Genomic DNA, 18292 nt, shown 5'->3' on the forward strand with positions numbered 1-18292 from the left:
GGCCGAGATCCCTTGCGGGTCAGGCCCGTTCGGCCAGCCACCGTGCGCCGGTGCGCCCTTCGCCGTGGATCGCGTCGATGACCGCCGGAGCGGCAGCCTTCTCGACCTTGCCGCCGAGGAGCGGGATCGAGGCCTTGAGGTCTCCGTCGATCGTCATGGCCGTGTTGGCGGCGCCGGGGACCAGTCGCACCTTCGCGCGCAGCGCCACGGGTGCCCCGGCGACCTCGACGACGAGGCTGCCGTCGCGGCTGCCGTCGGCGGCCGCTCCCGCCCAGTCGTAGGTCTCGGTGACCGAGAGGGTGTCGCCCACGATGGATCGCGCGAAGTCGGGCAGGTTGTGGGCCGGCAGGTCGCGCTGGGTCACGACCCGGGCCCCGTCACCGGTGGGCGTCACGGCCGACTCGTGTCGCGCTGAGCCGGCCTCGAGGCACTTGGCCTCCTGGAAGGCGGGGTCGGTCAGCATCGCGAAGACGGCGTCGGGCGCGGCCGTGTAGTCGATCCGTTCGGTGATCTTCATGGGCCCACGCTAGGGCACCGCCTCCGCTCACGACGTGGCGGACCGGCCCGCTCGCGCGTCGAGCGCCACCGCTGCCAGGGCGTCGTGCGAGTGCTGCAGCTCGCGACCGAGTCTCGCGAGCTCGCGGGCACGAACCATCGTCACGCGGTTGAGCAGCTCCTGCAGGCGCTGCCGCTCGCGCGCCCGGGTCTGCGGGTCGACGCGGCTCGGGCCCGACGACTCGACGACGACCTGGCCGTCGATGACGAGGTCCGCCCGCGCGAGGTCGGGGGCCAGCTGTCGGGCCCGTGCGGCCGTCTCGACGCTCGTCGTGGTCCAGGCCTGGAGCAGCGCCCCGACCCGGTCGAGCTCGGTCGCCGCCCGCTCGAGCAGCAGCCGCTCGTGCGAGCTGACGTCGTCGACGGGCCGCCGCCGGGCCTGTGACGCGCGAGCCGCACGGGCCGCCGACCCGCCGAGCTCGGTGACGAGGTCGGCCAGCCGGGCCGACTGGGTGAGCAGGGCACCGCCCAGGGCCGAGACCGAGGCGGGGTCGCCGGTGGGGAGGGTCATCGGGGACCGCCCTCCGGGGCACCCGGCCGGGCGGACCTCGCGAGGTCGCCAGCGGCATACCCCGTCGGTATGCCGTCCGGCGCGCTCGCGCGGCCGAGGTCGAGCAGGCGCTCCTCCGCCGCCTCGGACAGGGCGCGCAGGGCATCGGCGGCCTGCTCGACCCACGTGTCGAGCAGGCGCTGGGTCGGGACGTCGCCGAGGTCGGGGAGGTGGTCGAGCAGCCGGTCGGACATCGCCCGGGTCTCGAGGCGCGCCGTCGCGAGCGCCCGCAAGGCCGCGGCGTCAGCCGTCGCGGGACGGCTGCTCGCATCGCTCATGAACCCCACTCTAGGCAGTCCGGCGACGACACCCGGAGAGTTCTCCACGGGTCGTTTCGGACCCGGCGCCGGTCGGCGCTAGGCTCACATCGTGAGATGCCCGGCACGACGAGGTGCCGGCGCACGCGCCACACGGTGAGGAAACCGACACACGCATGACCGCGTCACTCGAAGAGTCTCGGATCGACGTCCTCCGTACCGCCGCCGCCGCGGCGGCGCCACCGACGACCAGCACACGAGCCGAGGGTCGCCGTGGCCGGCGCGCAGACCCCACCGCGGAGGTCGAGGCGTTCCTCGCCTCCTACTACCGACTCGTCGCGACCGAGGACCTGCTCGCCCGCCCCGCCCGCGAGCTCTCGACGATGGCCCTCGCGCACCGCGACTTCGCCCAGCAGCGCCCCGTCGGCACGCTCAACGTCCGGGCCTTCAACCCCACGGCGCAGGACGAGGGCTGGTCGACCGGCCTCACGGTCGTGCAGATCGTCTGCGACGACATGCCCTTCCTCGTCGACTCTGTCGTCTCGGCGCTCGGCGGGTTCGACCGGGGGGTGCACCTCATCGTCCACCCCCAGATGACGGTCGAGCGCACCATCACGGGTGAGCTGCGCTCGGTGCTGCCCGAGGGCAGCTCGATGGGAACGCACGACGACTCCATCGGCGTGGTGCGTGAGTCGTGGATGCACGTCGAGATCGACCGCCTGCCCCCGAGTGCCCTCGAGGACCTCGAGGCGCGGCTGCGCCACGTGCTCGAGAACGTCCGCGACTCCGTCGAGGACTGGCCGAAGATGCGCGCGCACGCGCTGACCATCGCGAGCGAGCTCAAGTCGGCCACCCCTCCCGGGACCGACCCCCGCCAGGCGCGCGAGGCGAGCCGCTTCCTCGAGTGGCTCGCGCACAACAACTTCACCTTCCTCGGCTACCGCGAGTACGCCCTGAAGCACGAGAGCGGCCACGACATCTCGGTGCAGGTGGCCGGCACCGGCCTGGGCGTCCTGCGCTACGACCGGCCGCACGCCGGCACGGGTGTCGTGCTGACGCCCGCGGCGAGCCGGGCCGCCCGCGACTCGACGATCCTCATCATCACCAAGGCCAACTCGCGCGCCACCGTGCACCGCGACGTCTACCTCGACTACATCTCGATCAAGAAGTTCGACGCGCGCGGCGAGTGCGTCGGCGAGCAGCGCTTCCTCGGGCTCTACGCCTCGGCCGCCTACAACGACACGATCCACGACATCCCGCTGCTCGACGTCAAGGCGGAGGAGGTGCTGCGCCTCACCGGGCTCTCCCCGGACAGCCACTCCGGCAAGGACATCCTGCAGATCCTCGAGACCTACCCGCGCGACGAGCTCTTCCAGACGAGCCCCAAGCAGCTCTCCGACATCGCGACGAGCGTGCTGCACCTCCAGGAGCGCCGCAAGACCAAGCTCTTCACGCGTCGCGACGAGTTCGGCCGCTTCGTCTCCTGCCTCGTCTACCTCCCGCGCGACCGCTACAACACGACGGTGCGCCTGCGCATCGAGGCCATCCTGCTCGAGGCCTACGGCGGCCAGACGATCGACAACACGACCCGCGTCAGCGAGTCGACGCTCGCGCGCCTGCACTTCGTCGTCCGTATGCCGTCCGGCGTGGACATCCCCGACATCGACGAGGACGCGCTGGAGCGTCGCGTCATCGACGCCACCCGCACGTGGGACGAGGATCTCTCCGAGGCGCTCAGCCAGTCGCGCGGCGTCGACGAGGGCGCCCGCACGATGGCGGCCTACGCCAAGGCGCTGCCCGAGGCGTACAAGGAGGATTTCGACGTCGAGACGGCCGTGGCCGACCTCGACCGCATCGAGCGCCTCGGTGAGGGCGACCGCACCACCGCGCTGCACCTCTATGCCGATGCCGCAGCAGAGGGGCCCGAGGAGCGGCGGTTCAAGCTCTACCGTCGGGCCGACCTGTCGCTGACTCAGGTGCTCCCGCTCTTCACCCACCTCGGTGTCGAGGTGACCGATGAGCGGCCCTACGAGGTGCGGGTCGTCGACCACCAGCGCGTGCTGCACATCTTCGACTTCGGCCTGCGGGCTCCCGCCGAGCGGTGGGGCACCGGCGCCGACGCCGACGAGGTGCGGGGCCGCTTCGAGGACGCCTTCCGCGCGGTCTGGGAGGGCCGCGCCGAGTCCGACGGCTTCAACGCCCTCGTCCTCGCCGCCGGTCTGACGTGGCGCCAGGTCGTCATCCTGCGCACCGTCGCGAAGTACCTCCGCCAGACCGGGTCGACCTTCTCGCAGGACTACGTCGAGTCGGCCCTCGTCGCCCACACCGGCATCGCGCGCAGCCTCGTGGAGCTCTTCGAGGCGCGCTTCGACCCCGACGCCTTCGACGACACGACCGAGGCAGGGGTCGCCCAGCGCGCCGCCCGGCAGCGCACGCTCGTCGCGAGCGTCAAGGAGGCCCTCGACGACGTCGCGAGCCTCGACCACGACCGCATCGTGCGGGCCCTGCTCGGCGTCATCCAGGCAAGCCTGCGCACGAACTTCTACCAGCCCGACGAGCGCGGCAACGACAAGACCTACGTCTCGCTCAAGCTCAACCCCAAGAAGGTCCCCGACCTGCCGGCGCCGCGGCCGATGTTCGAGATCTGGGTCTACAGCCCCCGCGTCGAGGGTGTGCACCTGCGCTTCGGCAAGGTCGCCCGAGGCGGCCTGCGCTGGAGCGACCGCCGTGAGGACTTCCGCACCGAGATCCTCGGCCTCGTCAAGGCACAGATGGTCAAGAACGCCGTCATCGTGCCGACCGGGAGCAAGGGCGGGTTCTATGCGAAGCAGCTGCCCGACCCCGCCGTCGACCGCGCGGCGTGGATGGACGAGGGCATCGCGGCATACCGGCTGTTCATCTCGGGCCTGCTCGACCTCACCGACAACCTCGTCTCCGGCGAGGCGGTGCCGCCGCAACGGGTCGTGCGCCACGACGAGGACGACACCTACCTCGTCGTCGCCGCCGACAAGGGCACGGCGAAGTTCTCCGACATCGCCAACGGCATCTCTGCCGACTACGGCTTCTGGCTCGACGACGCCTTCGCGTCAGGCGGCTCGGCCGGCTACGACCACAAGGGCATGGGCATCACCGCCCGGGGCGCCTGGGAGTCGGTCAAGCGGCACTTCCGCGAGCTCGGCGTCGACACGCAGACCGAGGACTTCACGGTCGTCGGCGTGGGCGACATGAGCGGCGACGTCTTCGGCAACGGCATGCTCCTGTCGGAGCACATCCGCCTCGTGGCCGCCTTCGACCACCGGCACATCTTCGTCGACCCGACGCCCGACGCCGCGAGCTCGTATGCCGAGCGGCGCAGGATGTTCGAGCTGCCCGGCTCCTCGTGGGCCGACTACGACGCCTCGCTCATCTCCAAGGGTGGCGGCATCTTCGACCGCTCGGCCAAGTCCGTGCCGATCAGCGCCCCGATGGCGACCGCCCTCGGCCTGCGCGCCGGCACCAAGAGCATGACCCCGGCCCAGCTGATGAAGGCGATCCTCCAGGCGCCGGTCGACCTGCTCTGGAACGGCGGCATCGGCACCTACGTCAAGGCGACCTCCGAGAGCAACGGCGAGATCGGCGACCGCGCCAACGACGCCATCCGCGTCAACGGCGCCGACCTGCGCTGCAAGGTTGTCGGCGAGGGCGGCAACCTCGGCGCGAGCCAGCTCGGCCGCATCGAGGCGTCGCTGCGCGGCGTGCGCGTCAACACCGACGCCATCGACAACAGCGCCGGCGTCGACACGTCCGACCATGAGGTCAACATCAAGATCCTGCTCACCGAGCTGACCCGCTCGGGCGAGCTGACGATGAAGCGGCGCAACACCCTGCTCGCGTCGATGACCGACGACGTCGCCCAGCAGGTCCTGCGCGACAACTACGAGCAGAACGTCCTGCTCGGCAACGCCCGCGCCCAGCAGCACGCGATGCTGACGGTGCACGAGCGGCTCATCCAGTTCCTCGAGCAGCACGGCGACCTCGACCGAGGGCTCGAGTTCCTGCCGAGCGACGCCGAGATCTCGCGCCGCAACAAGGAGGGTCTGGGCCTCGTGTCACCGGAGTTCTCGGTGCTCGTCGCCTACGCGAAGCTCTACCTCAAGAACCAGCTCATCGCGACGTCGCTGCCCGACGACCCGTGGTTCGCCGAGACCCTCGCCGGCTACTTCCCGAAGGCGTTGCGGGGCAAGTACGCCGAGCAGATCGCTGCGCACCCGCTGCGCCGCGAGATCATCACGAACTCCGTCGCCAACTCGATGGTCAACCGCGGTGGCATCACCTTCGCCTACCGGGCGGGTGAGGAGACCGGCGCGTCGCCTGAGCAGGTGGCCCGGGCCTACGTCGTCTGCCGCGAGATCTTCGACCTCGCGGGCTTCGTGCGCCAGGTCGAGGCGACCGACAACGTCGTGAGCACCGGTGCCCAGACGGCCCTCTACCTCGAGTTCCGTCGACTCATCGACCGCTCGGTGCGGTGGTTCCTCACGACCCGGCCGGCCACGCTCGACATCGCTGCCGAGGTCGCGCGCTTCCGTCCCGGCATCGAGACGTATGCCGCCCGCATCCCCGAGCTGCTCCAGGGCACCGAGCGTGCGCGCCTCATGCGCCGCTCGCGCGACCTGCAGGGTAAGGGCGTGCCCGAGGAGCTCGCGATGGTCGCGGCCTCGCTGCTCGACGGCTACTCGTTGCTCGACATCATCGAGATCGCCGAGGAGACCGGTGAGAAGCTTGACGACGTGGTCGGCGTCTACTTCCTGACGTCAGAGACGTTCTCGATCGACGCGATGCTCGGCCGCGTGACGATGCTGCCCCGCGACGACCGCTGGGACGCCATGGCCAGAGGGGCCCTGCGCGACGACCTCTATTCCGTGCTCCACAGCCTCACGAGGTCGGTGCTCGAGGTGAGCAACCGGAGCAGCGCCCCCGCTGAGCGTCTGACCGAGTGGTCCGAGCTCAACGCCGACGCCCTGAGCCGGGCTCGCGGTGCGCTCGGAGGCATCGAGCGCATGACGCACGCGGGCATCGCCGCCCTCTCGGTCGCCCTGCGCACCCTGCGCACCGTCACCAAGCCGGCGAGCTCGAGCGCTGCCGTCACGGTCACGGCCACGGCAGCGCCCGCGGCTCCAGCCGCGAAGAGGGCTCCGGTGGCGAAGAAGGGGGCGGCCGTCAAGAAGGCGGCGGCCGTCAAGAAGACGGTGGCGGTCAAGAAGGCGGCGGCCGTCAAGAAGACCATGGCGGTCAAGAAGACGGCGGCCGTCAAGAAGACGGCGGGGGCCACGAAGCCAGGGCCCGCCAAGCAGGCCACGGCGACGAAGAAGGCGACGCCCGCGAAGAAGGCCACCCCCGCCACGAAGGCAGCGAGCACGAAGAAGGCCGCGCCCCCGACGAAGGGCGGTGCCGTGAAGTCCTCGGCGGCTCCCCGCAAGGCCGCCGCGAAGCGCTCGGCCGCGTCGCGAGGCTGACCTGGCGGACCCGTGTCGTGGGCCGATCGCCCACGACAAGGGTCCGCCGTGCAAAGACCCGATCGCCCTCGCCGCACCGCCGGGCGAGCAGGCTCTAGGCTGTGCCCGCCACGGACCGTGGCCGACCCCTAGGAGAGTCACGTGCGCCGTGTCAGCGCCATCGCTGCAGCCCTTCTCGTCGTCTGCGCCGCCCCTCCGGCGCTGGCCTCAGCGCCGGCCTCGCCCGCCTCGCCGGCCGTGCTGAGGTCCGCGTCGACGTCACCGTCGATGGTTGCTGCGACGGCCGGCTCCACGGTGCCCGGGGGCCTCGTGCCGCTGCCCGCCCACCGGCTGCTCGACACGAGGTCCGGACTCGGTGCGCCCCGGGGTGCGGTCGCTGCGGGCACGAGCCTCAGCCTTGCCGTGGCAGGCCGCGAGGGGATACCCGCTGGCACGTCCGTCGTCGCGATCACTGTCACGGCCGTAAGCCCGACGGGTGCCGGCTTCGTCACGGCCCACGCCCACGGCACGCCGACTCCTTCGGCCTCCTCGCTCAACTTCGCACCGGGACAGACCACGCCGAATCTCGTTGTGGCTCAGGTGTCCCCGGACGGGCTCGTCGACCTGACGGTGGGTGGGTCAGGCGCGGTGCACCTGCTCGCCGACGTGGCCGGCTACGTCGTTCCGGGTGCGGCCACGGATGCGGCGACCTTGAGGTCGGTGACCCCCGCCCGAGTGCTCGACACCCGGTCGGGAGTGGGCGCCCCGAAGGCAGCCGTCGCCGGGGGATCGACGGTCACCCTGCCGGTCAGTGGTCGCGGCGGCGTGCCGCGCAGCGGAGCCGGTTCGGTCGTCCTAAACGTCACGGCTACCGGCGGCACGGCAGCCGGCTACGTGGTCGTGGCGCCCACGGTCGTCGGGACGCCCCGCACCTCGTCACTGAACTACGCGAAGGCGCAGACTCGGGCCAACCTCGTCGTCGTGCCGCTCAGCTCCACCGGGACGGTCGACCTGCGCGTCGTCTCGGGCGGCACGGTGCAGCTCATCGCCGACGTCGTGGGGTGGGTTCCCGACGGTGTGCCGTCGGTGGACGGCGCGCTCACGGCGGTCTCGCCGGTGCGCCTGCTCGACACCCGAACGAGCAACGACCCGCTCGGCTACCACGACTGGGCCACCGTCGATGCCGTGGACGTCGCCGGGGTGCCTGCCCACTTTGTCTCGGCGGTGCTGCTCAACGTGACGGCCACCGGTGCCACGGCTACCGGCAACCTCAGCGTCCTGCCCAACGGGCCCGGGCTGCCGACCGGGTCCAACCTCAACTTCCTCGCCGGCTCGACAGAGGCCAACCTGGTGCTCGCCCCCGTCTCTGCCGAGGGCTTCGTCGACATCTTCGCGACGACCTCGGGCTCGGTCCACGTCGTCGCCGACGTCGTCGGCTACGTCCTGGGTGACCCGCTCGACACGTCCCCTCCTCAGGGCGTCACGGGCCTGACCACGACCCAACCGGCCAAGAACGCCATCGCCCTCGGCTGGACCAACCCGAGCGATGCCGACTTCACAGGAGTGACGATCCGCCGGGTGGTGGGTCCCACCCCCAGCGACGACCCCCTGGTGGGACAGGTCGTCGCGGAGACGACCGGCGCGACCTTCACCGACAGCGACCTCACCCCCGGCACGACCTACAGCTACACGCTCTGGGCGCACGACGGCTTCCCGAACGTCGCCCAACCGGCGACCACGACAGCAACGACGACGCCGCTCGAATGGGGGACACCGGCCGTGGTCGCACCCTATGTCGGCGCGCCGAGCACGCTCTCCTGTCCGACGAGCACCTGGTGCCTCGCAGGGGACTGGTCAGGGCAGTCCCTCATCTGGGACGGCACGTCGTGGAGCGCGCCGGCTCGAGCCGTCGATGTCGACCGCGAGGAGGACATGGGCGGCTTCCACGCCATCGGCTGTGCCTCGACGAGTTTCTGCGCCGCGAGCGTTCTCGACGGTGGGCTCGTGACCTACAGCAATGGCGTCTGGGGCAGCATCGTCAGGCCGACGCTGCCGGCCGACATCGGTGGCTGGAACGACGTCGACTGCGTGTCCACGACCTTCTGCATGGCGGTCAACGGCAGTGGCTACGTCACCCGGTTCAACGGCACGACCTGGAGCACGCCGGTCCGGACGTCGGGCTACTACTGGTCGGTCGACTGCGTCTCGACGACGTTCTGCATGGCGGCCGGTCAGGACACGACCGTCGGGGCCGGCTACGCGGCGCGCTACAACGGCAGCACCTGGACGGTGAGCAAGATCGCCGGCGCGGGCACCTCGATCTATGCCGTGTCGTGCGCGTCGACGACGTTCTGCATCTCGACCGGTAGCGCCATCGCGGTGCGGTGGAACGGCTCGTCGTGGTCCGCACCGGCCACGCTCGACTCGAGCGGGAGCTTCCAGGGGCGTCAGGTGTCGTGCACCTCGTCGTCGTTCTGCGTCACGACCGACCCCGAGCAGGGAGCGAAGCGGTGGAACGGCACGACGTGGAGCGCCGCGACGAGGCTCAGCTCCGTAGGCGCTCTCAACGGTGCGCTGTCGTGCGCCTCGACGACGTGCCTCGCGACCGACCAGCACGGCCGCTTCAGCAGGTACAACGGCAGCACGTGGACGTCGATGGCGACCTTCGACCCCACGCGCGGCGGGATCGTCGACCTCTCCTGCCCCAGCACGTCCGGCTGCCAGGCCACTGACGGCCGTGGGGCGGCATACCGCTGGGGTGGCTCGAGCTGGTCGGGGCCGACGCAGCTGGGGTACTGGGCCCGGTCGGTAGCCTGTGCCACGACGACGTGGTGCGTGTCCCTCGACGCGCAGATGCGGCAGTCCCGGCTCTACACGGGATCCTGGGCCGCGTCGGTGAGCACCCCGGCCGACCTCGGCAGACCGAGCTGCCCCGTGTCCGGCTGGTGCGTGGCCTTCGACTCCGTGGGCCGTGCCTCGACCACGACGGGGTCCGGCTGGTCGACACCCAAGGCGGTCTTCGCGATCGCGGGTGCGAGCTATCCGACGTTCGTCGACTGTGTCAGTCGCACCTCGTGCGTGGCGGTCACGGCCTACAACGCGTACTGGTCGCGCTGGGACGGGACGAGCTGGTCGCCGGCCCGCAGGATCGATTCGAGGTTCGAGGGCGCCGAGGACGTCGCCTGCGCCTCGACGACGATGTGCCTCGCCGTGAACTACGACGGCGCGAGCTACCGGTTCACCGGGTCGTCGTGGCAGAAGGTGCCCACGAGCTCCATCGTCTCGCAGGTGTATGACCTCAGCTGCCCCGCGGCCAACTTCTGTGCGGGTCTCGACGGCGGCGGGCGCTTCTTCACCTTCAACGGCCAGACGTGGAACGACACCGTGCAGCAGGTGGGCGTGACGGCGCCGCGGACCTTCCGGCTCGACTGCCCAGCCGTCTACACCTGCGTCGCGGCGGCGTCGACGACCGTCGTGACCTCGCGCTGACCGCCCCGCGGTTCGCCGACCACCGGTTACGCCGGATCTCCCGGATCGCCCCGGACCGGTCGGCGGTGCCGCAGCGGCGACGCATAGGCTCGGGTCGTGGCCACCCTGAGCGAACTCCTGCGCGGGCGGACCAATCTGCCCGACCACGACGTCGACTGGCTGCACCTGCTCGTCGGCGACTGGCAGCTCGTCGCCGACCTCTCCTTCGCCGACCTCCTGCTGTGGGTGCGCACCGTCGGCGACCACTGGGAGGCCGTGGCCCACGTCCGACCGACGACCGGCCAGCTCGTCTTCGTCGAGGACCAGGTCGGGCGCGTCGCGGAACCGGGCCGAACCCGCGACCTGCTCGACGAGGCAGCTGCGGAGCAGCGCATCCTGCGGGTGCGACAGGTCCTCGTGCCGCACGACCACGCCCCCGACCAGTCGGTGCGCGAGGAGTACATCCCGGTCGTCCGCGGGGGCCACGTCGTCGCCGTGCTGACGCGGCACACCAACCTCTGGACGACCCGAACCCCGAGCCGCCTCGAGCTGACCTACCTCGCAACGGCCGACGCTCTGTGCCGGATGGTGACGGGCGGCGAGTTCCCGCACGGCGGCGCCCCGACAGGCCTGCGCCGCGGCGCCCCACGGGTCGGCGACGGCGTCATCCGGCTCGACATCGACGGCCTCGTGACCTACGCCAGTCCCAACGCCGTGTCGGCCCTGCACCGGCTCGGGCACCTCGGTGAGGTCGTGGGCGCGAGCCTCGCGCAGATCGTCACCGACAACGTGCGCGACTCGTATCCCGTCGACGAGGGCCTGCCCCTCGTCGTGACCGGCCGGCAGCCGTGGCGCACGGAGGTGGTCGCGGGCGGCACGACGGTCTCGATGCGTGCGATCCCCCTGACCGAGGCGGGCCAGCGCTTCGGGGCCATCGTCCTGCTGCGCGACGTCGGGGAGCTGCGGCGCCGCGAGCGCGAGCTCATGACCAAGGACGCGACGATCCGCGAGATCCATCACCGCGTCAAGAACAACCTCCAGTCGGTGGCGGCGCTGCTGCGCCTGCAGGCCCGCCGGGTGCCGGAGGGTGAGGCCCGCACCGCACTCCAGGAGGCCGAGCGCCGGGTCGGCACGATCGCCATGGTGCACGACCAGCTGAGCCAGGGCTTCGACGAGACGGTCGAGTTCGACACCATCGCGCAACGCGGCCTCAACGCCGTCGTCGAGGTGACGGCCAACGGGGCCCCCGTCCGCACCGTCACCGAGGGCTCCTTCGGCAGGCTGAGAGCCGAGGACGCGACGTCCCTGGCCATGATCATGAGTGAGCTCGTGCAGAACTCGATCGAGCACGGCCTGGGAGACGCCGGGGGAGAGGTGCGCATCAGCATCGAGCGGTCGTCTGACGAGCGGGGCAAGCCGATGCTCGCCGTGTCCGTCGAGGACGACGGCAAGGGAATCGACCCGGCTCGCCGGCCCGGCTCGGGTCTGGGCACGCAGATCGTGCAGTCGCTCGTCGGCGACCTCCAGGGCCGCATCACGTGGGAGCCGGTGAGCCCGCACGGGACCCGGGCCCGCTTCACGGCGAGCCTGCGCCCGCTGGAATAGCCAGCCGGGGACCGAGCCTCCGTCGACCACGAGTCGCAGGCGGAAGACCTTGGCCACTCGACTTGGGGCAGGCGGCAGACTTTGGCCACTCGACGTGGGGCAGGCGGCAGACTTTGGCCACTCGACGGGGTGCATGCAAAAGCCCGGTGACGGGGGTCGTCACCGGGCTGGCAGGCGGGGACTCAGCCGGCTCGGCGGGCCCGGGCGTTGCGGCGCTTGAGGGCGCGACGCTCGTCCTCCGAGAGGCCACCCCAGACGCCGGCGTCCTGCCCGGTCTCGAGGGCCCACTTGAGGCAGGTGTCCATGACGGGGCAGGTACGGCACACAGCCTTGGCCTCCTCGATCTGCAGGATCGCCGGCCCGGTGTTCCCGATGGGGAAGAACAGCTCCGGGTCGACTTCCAGGCAGGCAGCGCGGTCGCGCCAATCCATATGGCTGTGCTCCTTCTGTGGTCTGTGTCGTCACCGCCCCCGGCGGAGCCCCGCGGTCGCGGGAGCCGGGCGCCAGCGTCGTTGACGGAGCCGTGAGGGGGTGAAGTCGTGGTGTGGTGGTGGGTGGGACATGACGGGGCGGGGGTCGAGGCGGCCATGCACCGGCGTCATCGTGCTGTGGGACAGCCCCATCTGACGAACGCCGCCGAGCACCGGAAGATTCCGTGCCCGGAGAGTTCATGACCAGTGTGCCCAGAGCCCACGTGCGTGTTCAACGTGTTGGACGCAAGTCACACCGAGGAAACACTCTATCGGCAGGAGCCTCACAGTTCCACACCTACGGCCGGGCTTCCCTGGCCGGTGCGGTGGGACTTCTCACGCTCGCTACGCTGCTGCCGTGACCGATCCCAGCTCCAGCCCGAGCGGACACCCCACCCCTGGGCCGCGCCCACAGCCTCGCGGCGCCGCCACGGTGGCCCATCGCGTGGCGGGCGCGCTGACCGCCCTCGAGGGGCTCGTCCTGCTCGGCTTCACCGTCTTCTACGTCGTCGAGATGGTCTCCGGAGCCACCGACAACCTGTCGCGGGCGGCGGTGTCGACGGTGCTCATCCTCGTCTTCGGGGTCGGGCTGCTCGCGCTGGCGCGAGGGTGGTTCGGCGCAGCCGACTGGCCCAAGACGCCGACCGTGCTGTGGAACGCCCTGCTGCTGCCGGTGGCGTGGTCGCTCCGCGAGGGGGACCGTGCCCAGATCGCCGTCGCGCTCGGGGCGGTCGCGCTGGCGAGCATCGTCGCTGCGGTCGCCGCTCCCCGGAACCGGCGCGAGACTTCCGACGGCGGCTGATCTCCAGGCGGGGTCCCCTCGCGGGGTCAGCTGATCGCGAGCCAGTCGTTCCAGCCGTTGTGCAGCACGAGCCAGGCGACGAGGCCGTAGCCGGCCTGCCCGGGGTGCACCCGGTCGGGACTGGCCGCGAGGTCCGCCATCCACTGGTCGTGGCTGACGAGCGGCCGGAAGCAGTCGACGTAGGTGATGCCGCGTCGGGCGCACACGTCGGCCTGCGCCTCGGCGAGCGCCTCGATCTTGCGGTTGTGCTCGGCGTCGAGCGTCGGCGTCAGGCCGACGACGAAGACGCCGATGCCGGAGTTGGTCGCCTCGTCGAGCACGTTCGCGAGGTTGAGCCGCGACCGCGCCATCGTCATGCCCGACGTGATGTCGCCGGCGCCGACCGAGACGACGAGCCGCCGCTCGCCTCGTCCCTTCCAGCGGGGGTGCGACTCGGCCCCCCAGCGCGCGACGACGTCGCCCGAGGTGTTGCCGCGCACCCCGAGGTTGTATGCCGTGAGGTCGAGGTCCGGGTGCTGCGTGCGGGCCACGACCCGGCCGACCCACCCGAGCCCCTTGGGATCGCCGTAGCCCGCCGTCATCGAGGCGCCGATGAAGACGAGCCCCACGTCGCGCACCCCGTCGGCCACCGCGAACTCGCGACTCGGGGTGAAGGAGGGCTCCGGCTCGGTCGCACTCCGCGCACCGGGGGGAGCCTGGTGCGTCGTCGCCGGAGTGGGCGCTGTGGCAGGGGCCGCAGGTGCGCTCGGTGCACCTGACACGGCTGCGGTAGGGGCGGGGTCGGGCTCTCGAGCGGGGGCCACGGGAGCCGGCGCGGGAGCGGCGGCAGGCGCGGCGGCATACCGGCTCGGCGGGGGCTCGGACGTGAACTCCGTGTGGCGCGAAGGGTAGGCGGGGCCGACGCCGTAGGGCCTGCGCCCGGTGCCGGTGTCGTCCGAGGTGTCGGTGGGTTCGCTCACGTCGTCAGTTCCTCGTCAGTCTTCGTCATCGTCGAGCCGCGCCAGCCACGTCGCGAGCCGCTCGATCGGCACCTCGAACTCCGGGTTGAGGTCGACGAAGGTGCGCAGCTGCTCGGCGAGCCAGTCGAAGCTGACCTCTTCCTCACCGCGGCGAGCGGCGAGCTCTTCGATGCCCCGGTCGGTGAAGTACACGGTAGGGAGGCTATCGCGAGACGACGCCCGGCCCACGGAGGCGGGCCGGGCGTCGACGGTGCGGGTGCGGGCTCAGCGGTTGAAGGCGCGGTCCATCAGCTCGGCCTGCTCCAGCGCGTGCTTCTTGGACGAGCCGGTCGCGGGGGACGCCGAGGCCTTGCGGGCCACGACGCGCCACGGGCGGGTCTCGCCCATCTCGCAGAGGTCCTCGTGCAGCCACTGCGCCATGAGCGGCCAGGCGCCCTGGTTGCGGGGCTCGTCCTGCACCCACACGAGCTCGGCGCCCGGGTAGCGCGAGACCGCGTCACGGATCTCCTGCTCGGGGATCGGGTAGAGCTGCTCGACGCGGACGATCGCCGTCTTGGTGTCGCCGCGCTTCTCGCGCTCGGCGTCGAGCTCGTGCACGACCTTGCCGCTCGCGAGGATGACGCGGGTGACGTCGGTCGTGACGCCCTCGTGGTCGGGCAGGACCGGGCGGAAACCACCCTGGGTGAAGGCCTCGACGTCGCTGGCCGCCGCCTTGCTGCGCAGCATCGACTTCGGGGTGAAGACGATGAGCGGCGTGCGCGGGCGGGCGTAGGCCTGCCGGCGCAGGAGGTGGAAGTAGCTGGCCGCGGTCGAGGGGTAGGCGACCGTCATGTTGTTCTCGGCGCAGAGCTGCAGGTAGCGCTCGATGCGCGCCGAGCTGTGGTCGGGACCCTGGCCCTCGTAGCCGTGGGGGAGGAGGAGCACGACCGAGCTGCGCTGGCCCCACTTCTGCTCCGAGCTCGAGATGAACTCGTCGACGATGGTCTGGGCGCCGTTGCCGAAGTCGCCGAACTGCGCCTCCCACAGCACGAGGGCGTCGGGCCGCTCCACGGAGTAGCCGTACTCGAAGCCCATCGCGGCGTACTCCGACAGGAGCGAGTCGTAGACCCAGAAGCGGGCCTGTCCCTCACCGAGGTAGAGCAGCGGGGTCCACTCCTCCGCGTTGTTCTTGTCGATGAGCACGGCGTGACGCTGCACGAAGGTGCCGCGGCGGCTGTCCTGGCCTGCGAGGCGGATCGGGGTGCCCTCCTTGAGGAGGGTGCCGAAGGCGAGCAGCTCGGCCATCGGCCAGTCGATGCCGCCGTCGCGGACCATCGCGGCGCGGCGGTCCATCAGCTGCTTCAGCTTCGGGTGGACGGTGAAGCCCTTGGGCGGGTTGGCGAAGCTCTCGCCGATGTGGATGAGCTCGCCCTGGCTGACCCCGGTCTGGGTGGCCGAGCGGCGCGGGGCGGTGTCGTCCTGAACCTGCGCGGTCGGACGCTCGAGGCCGGCGTTGTCGGGGGCGTCGGAGTCGCGGTCGGCACCTGCCGACGGCGCACCCGCCGGGGCCTTCTTGGCCTCGCGGGTCTCGATGAAGACGCGCTCGAGCTGCTGCTGGTAGTCACGCAGCGCGGCCTCGGCGTCCTCGACGCTGATGTCGCCGCGGCCGATCAGCGACTCGGTGTAGAGCTTGCGCACCGAGCGCTTGGCCTCGATGAGGTTGTACATCAGCGGCTGGGTCATCGACGGGTCGTCGCCCTCGTTGTGGCCACGGCGGCGGTAGCACACCATGTCGACGACCACGTCCTTGTTGAACTCCTGCCGGAACTCGTAGGCGAGCTCGGCGATGCGCACGCAGGCCTCCGGGTCGTCGCCGTTGACGTGGAAGATCGGCGCCTGGATCATCCGTGCGACGTCGGTCGAGTAGACCGAGGAGCGCGAGCTGCTCGGCGAGGTGGTGAAGCCCACCTGGTTGTTGATGACGACGTGGATCGTGCCGCCGGTGCGGTAGCCGCGCAGCTGCGAGAGGTTGAGCGTCTCGGCCACGACACCCTGGCCGGCGAAGGCCGCGTCGCCGTGCATGAGCACGGGCAGCACCGGGAAGGACTCGCCGGCGAGGTTGAGCCGGTCCTGCTTGGCGCGCACGATGCCCTCGAGCACCGGGTTGACCGCCTCGAGGTGCGAGGGGTTGGCCGCGAGGTAGACCTTCGTCGTCGAGCCGTCCTCGGAGACGAACTTGCCCTCGGTGCCGAGGTGGTACTTCACGTCGCCCGAGCCCTGGACCGACTTGGGGTCCTGCTTGCCCTCGAACTCGCGGAAGATCTGGCCGTAGGACTTGCCGGCGATGTTGGCGAGCACGTTGAGGCGGCCGCGGTGCGGCATGCCGATGCAGACCTCGTCGAGGTTGTCGCTCGCGGCTCGGCAGAGGATGCGGTCGAGCAGGGCGATGACGGACTCGCCGCCCTCGAGCGAGAAGCGCTTCTGGCCGACGAACTTCGTCTGGAGGAAGGTCTCGAAGGCCTCGGCGGCGTTGAGCCGGCGCATGATGCGCATCTGCTCGTCGCGACCGGCCTTCTCGTAGGGCCGCTCGACCTTGTCCTGGATCCACTTGCGCTGGTCGGGGTCCTGGATGTGCATGTACTCGATGCCGCTCGTGCGGCAGTACGAGTCACGCAGGATGCCGAGGATCTTGCGCAGCTTGAGGAAGGGCGCGCCGCCGAAGCCGCCGGTGGCGAAGGTCCGGTCGAGGTCCCAGAGGGTCAGGCCGTGGGTCGTGACGTCGAGGTCGTGGTGGCGACGCTGCTTGTACTCGAGCGGGTCGGTGTCGGCCATGAGGTGGCCGCGCACGCGGTAGGCGTGGATGAGCTCCTGCACGCGGGCGACCTTGTTGATGTCGTCGTCGTGCGAGGAGTCGACGTCCTGGATCCAGCGGATCGGCTCGTAGGGGATGCGCAGCGACTCGAAGATCTCGTCGTAGAAGCGGTTGTCGCCGAGGAGCAGCTGGTGGATGATCCGCAGGAAGTCGCCGCTCTGGGCGCCCTGGATGATCCGGTGGTCGTAGGTCGAGGTCAGCGTGATGATCTTGCTGACGGCGTTGCGGTTGAGGGTCTCGTTGCTCGCGCCCTGCCACTCCGCGGGGTAGTCGAGCGCGCCGACGCCGATGATCGTGCCCTGGCCCGACATGAGGCGGGGGACCGAGTGCACGGTTCCGATGCCGCCGGGGTTGGTCAGCGAGATCGTCGTGCCCTGGAAGTCCTCGACGGTCAGCTTGTTGTGCCGGGCCTTCTTGACCATGTCCTCGTAGGCGGTCCAGAAGTGGACGAAGTCCATCTCCTCCGCCGACTTGATGGAGGGCACGACGAGGGTGCGGGTGCCGTCGTCCTTCTGGAGGTCGATGGCGAGGCCGAAGTTGACGTGGGCCGGCTGGAGCAGCGCCGGGCGGCCGTCCTTCTCGGTGAAGCCGTTGTTCATCGCAGGCATGATCGCGAGGGCCTTGACCATCGCGTAGCCGATGAGGTGCGTGAAGCTCACCTTGCCGCCGCGCGAGCGGGCGAGGTGGTTGTTGATGACGACGCGGTTGTCGATGAGCAGCTTGGCCGGCACGGCACGCACGCTCGTGGCGGTGGGGACGGTGAGCGAGGTCTCCATGTTGGCGACGACGCGCTGCGGGGCTCCGCGCAGGGGGGTGACGGTGTCCTCGTTGACGGGGCCGGTCTGCTTCACCGCCGGGACGTCACGCGGCTTGGGCTCGGCCTTCTGCTCGGCCTTGGCGGCGGGAGCTGCGGGCGCTGCCGGAGCGGCCGGAGCTGCCGTGGCGGCCTTGGCCTCGGGGGCGGCCGGGGCCGCAGGTGCCGGCGCGGGCTCGGCCTTGGCGGTCGGAGCGGCGGTCGGAGCGGCTGGCGATGCGGCGGGCTCGGCCGTGACCGGGGCTGCGCCGTTGGTCTGCGTGGCTGTGCCGTTGGTGGCGGGCGGAGGTGTCGGGGTCGAACCGTTGACGCCACGTCCTCCGTCCGAGCCGTAGTCCTCGAAGAACTCCCACCAGGCCCTGTCGACGGAGTGCTTGTCGGTGAGGTAGCGCTGGTAGAGCTCGTCGACGAGCCATTCGTTGGGCCCGAATGCTGCGATGGGGTCGCCGGACGTGGACTGTTCGGACACGGCGGATGCGCCTCTTTCGTT

11 protein-coding genes are annotated in these 18292 nt (G+C 71.0%); 4 read left to right on the plus strand and 7 right to left on the minus strand.

The window, feature by feature from the left end:
- Positions 1 to 19: 19 nt before the first annotated feature.
- From FHX52_RS00145 to FHX52_RS00155, 3 genes are read right to left on the minus strand one after another with little or no spacing between them, the layout of a single operon-like run.
- A complete protein-coding gene (locus FHX52_RS00145; protein WP_141818868.1) occupies positions 20 to 517 on the minus strand; it encodes a DUF2505 domain-containing protein in 498 nt (165 codons plus the stop codon).
- Between the two features lie 27 nt (positions 518 to 544).
- Positions 545 to 1066, minus strand: coding sequence for a hypothetical protein (locus FHX52_RS00150; protein ID WP_141818870.1), 522 nt, complete (start codon positions 1064 to 1066; stop codon positions 545 to 547).
- Positions 1063 to 1383 (minus strand): hypothetical protein, encoded by a 321-nt coding sequence (locus FHX52_RS00155; protein ID WP_141818872.1) that lies wholly within the window; start codon positions 1381 to 1383, stop codon positions 1063 to 1065. The genes FHX52_RS00150 and FHX52_RS00155 overlap by 4 nt, the downstream gene beginning before the upstream one ends.
- Before the next feature lie 155 nt (positions 1384 to 1538).
- Here FHX52_RS00155 and FHX52_RS00160 point away from each other — a divergent pair, with 155 nt between their 5' ends.
- From FHX52_RS00160 to FHX52_RS00170, 3 genes are all read left to right on the plus strand, one after another.
- A complete protein-coding gene (locus tag FHX52_RS00160; protein ID WP_141818874.1) occupies positions 1539 to 6854 on the plus strand; it encodes an NAD-glutamate dehydrogenase domain-containing protein in 5316 nt (1771 codons plus the stop codon).
- Between the two features lie 141 nt (positions 6855 to 6995).
- A complete protein-coding gene (locus FHX52_RS00165; protein WP_141818876.1) occupies positions 6996 to 10322 on the plus strand; it encodes a fibronectin type III domain-containing protein in 3327 nt (1108 codons plus the stop codon).
- 96 nt (positions 10323 to 10418) lie between these two features.
- Entirely contained in the window at positions 10419 to 11906 is a 1488-nt protein-coding gene (locus FHX52_RS00170; RefSeq protein WP_141818878.1) for a sensor histidine kinase, read from the plus strand.
- 182 nt (positions 11907 to 12088) lie between these two features.
- Here FHX52_RS00170 and FHX52_RS00175 read toward each other — a convergent pair whose 3' ends face one another.
- Positions 12089 to 12337, minus strand: a complete 249-nt coding sequence (locus tag FHX52_RS00175; protein WP_141818880.1) for a WhiB family transcriptional regulator — start codon at positions 12335 to 12337, stop codon at positions 12089 to 12091.
- A gap of 397 nt (positions 12338 to 12734) precedes the next feature.
- On the opposite strand from FHX52_RS00175, the gene FHX52_RS00180 reads away from it, so the two are divergent.
- The gene (locus tag FHX52_RS00180) at positions 12735 to 13178 is read left to right on the plus strand and encodes a hypothetical protein (protein ID WP_246069538.1); all 444 of its coding nucleotides are present in this window, start codon (positions 12735 to 12737) and stop codon (positions 13176 to 13178) included.
- Between the two features lie 26 nt (positions 13179 to 13204).
- On the opposite strand, the gene FHX52_RS24630 is transcribed toward FHX52_RS00180, so the two are convergent.
- The 3 genes from FHX52_RS24630 to FHX52_RS00195 all read right to left on the minus strand — a co-directional run bounded on the left by FHX52_RS24630 (position 13205) and on the right by FHX52_RS00195 (position 18271).
- Positions 13205 to 14137 (minus strand): GDSL-type esterase/lipase family protein, encoded by a 933-nt coding sequence (locus tag FHX52_RS24630; protein ID WP_141818882.1) that lies wholly within the window; start codon positions 14135 to 14137, stop codon positions 13205 to 13207.
- 15 nt (positions 14138 to 14152) lie between these two features.
- Complete coding sequence (locus FHX52_RS00190) at positions 14153 to 14329, minus strand: DUF6104 family protein (RefSeq protein WP_141818884.1); 177 nt, start codon at positions 14327 to 14329, stop codon at positions 14153 to 14155.
- Positions 14330 to 14401: 72 nt separating this feature from the next.
- Positions 14402 to 18271, minus strand: coding sequence for a multifunctional oxoglutarate decarboxylase/oxoglutarate dehydrogenase thiamine pyrophosphate-binding subunit/dihydrolipoyllysine-residue succinyltransferase subunit (locus FHX52_RS00195; RefSeq protein ID WP_141818886.1), 3870 nt, complete (start codon positions 18269 to 18271; stop codon positions 14402 to 14404).
- Positions 18272 to 18292 lie beyond the last annotated feature (21 nt).

The sequence above is a fragment of the Humibacillus xanthopallidus genome, from assembly GCF_006717145.1.
Lineage (GTDB): Bacteria > Actinomycetota > Actinomycetes > Actinomycetales > Dermatophilaceae > Humibacillus > Humibacillus xanthopallidus.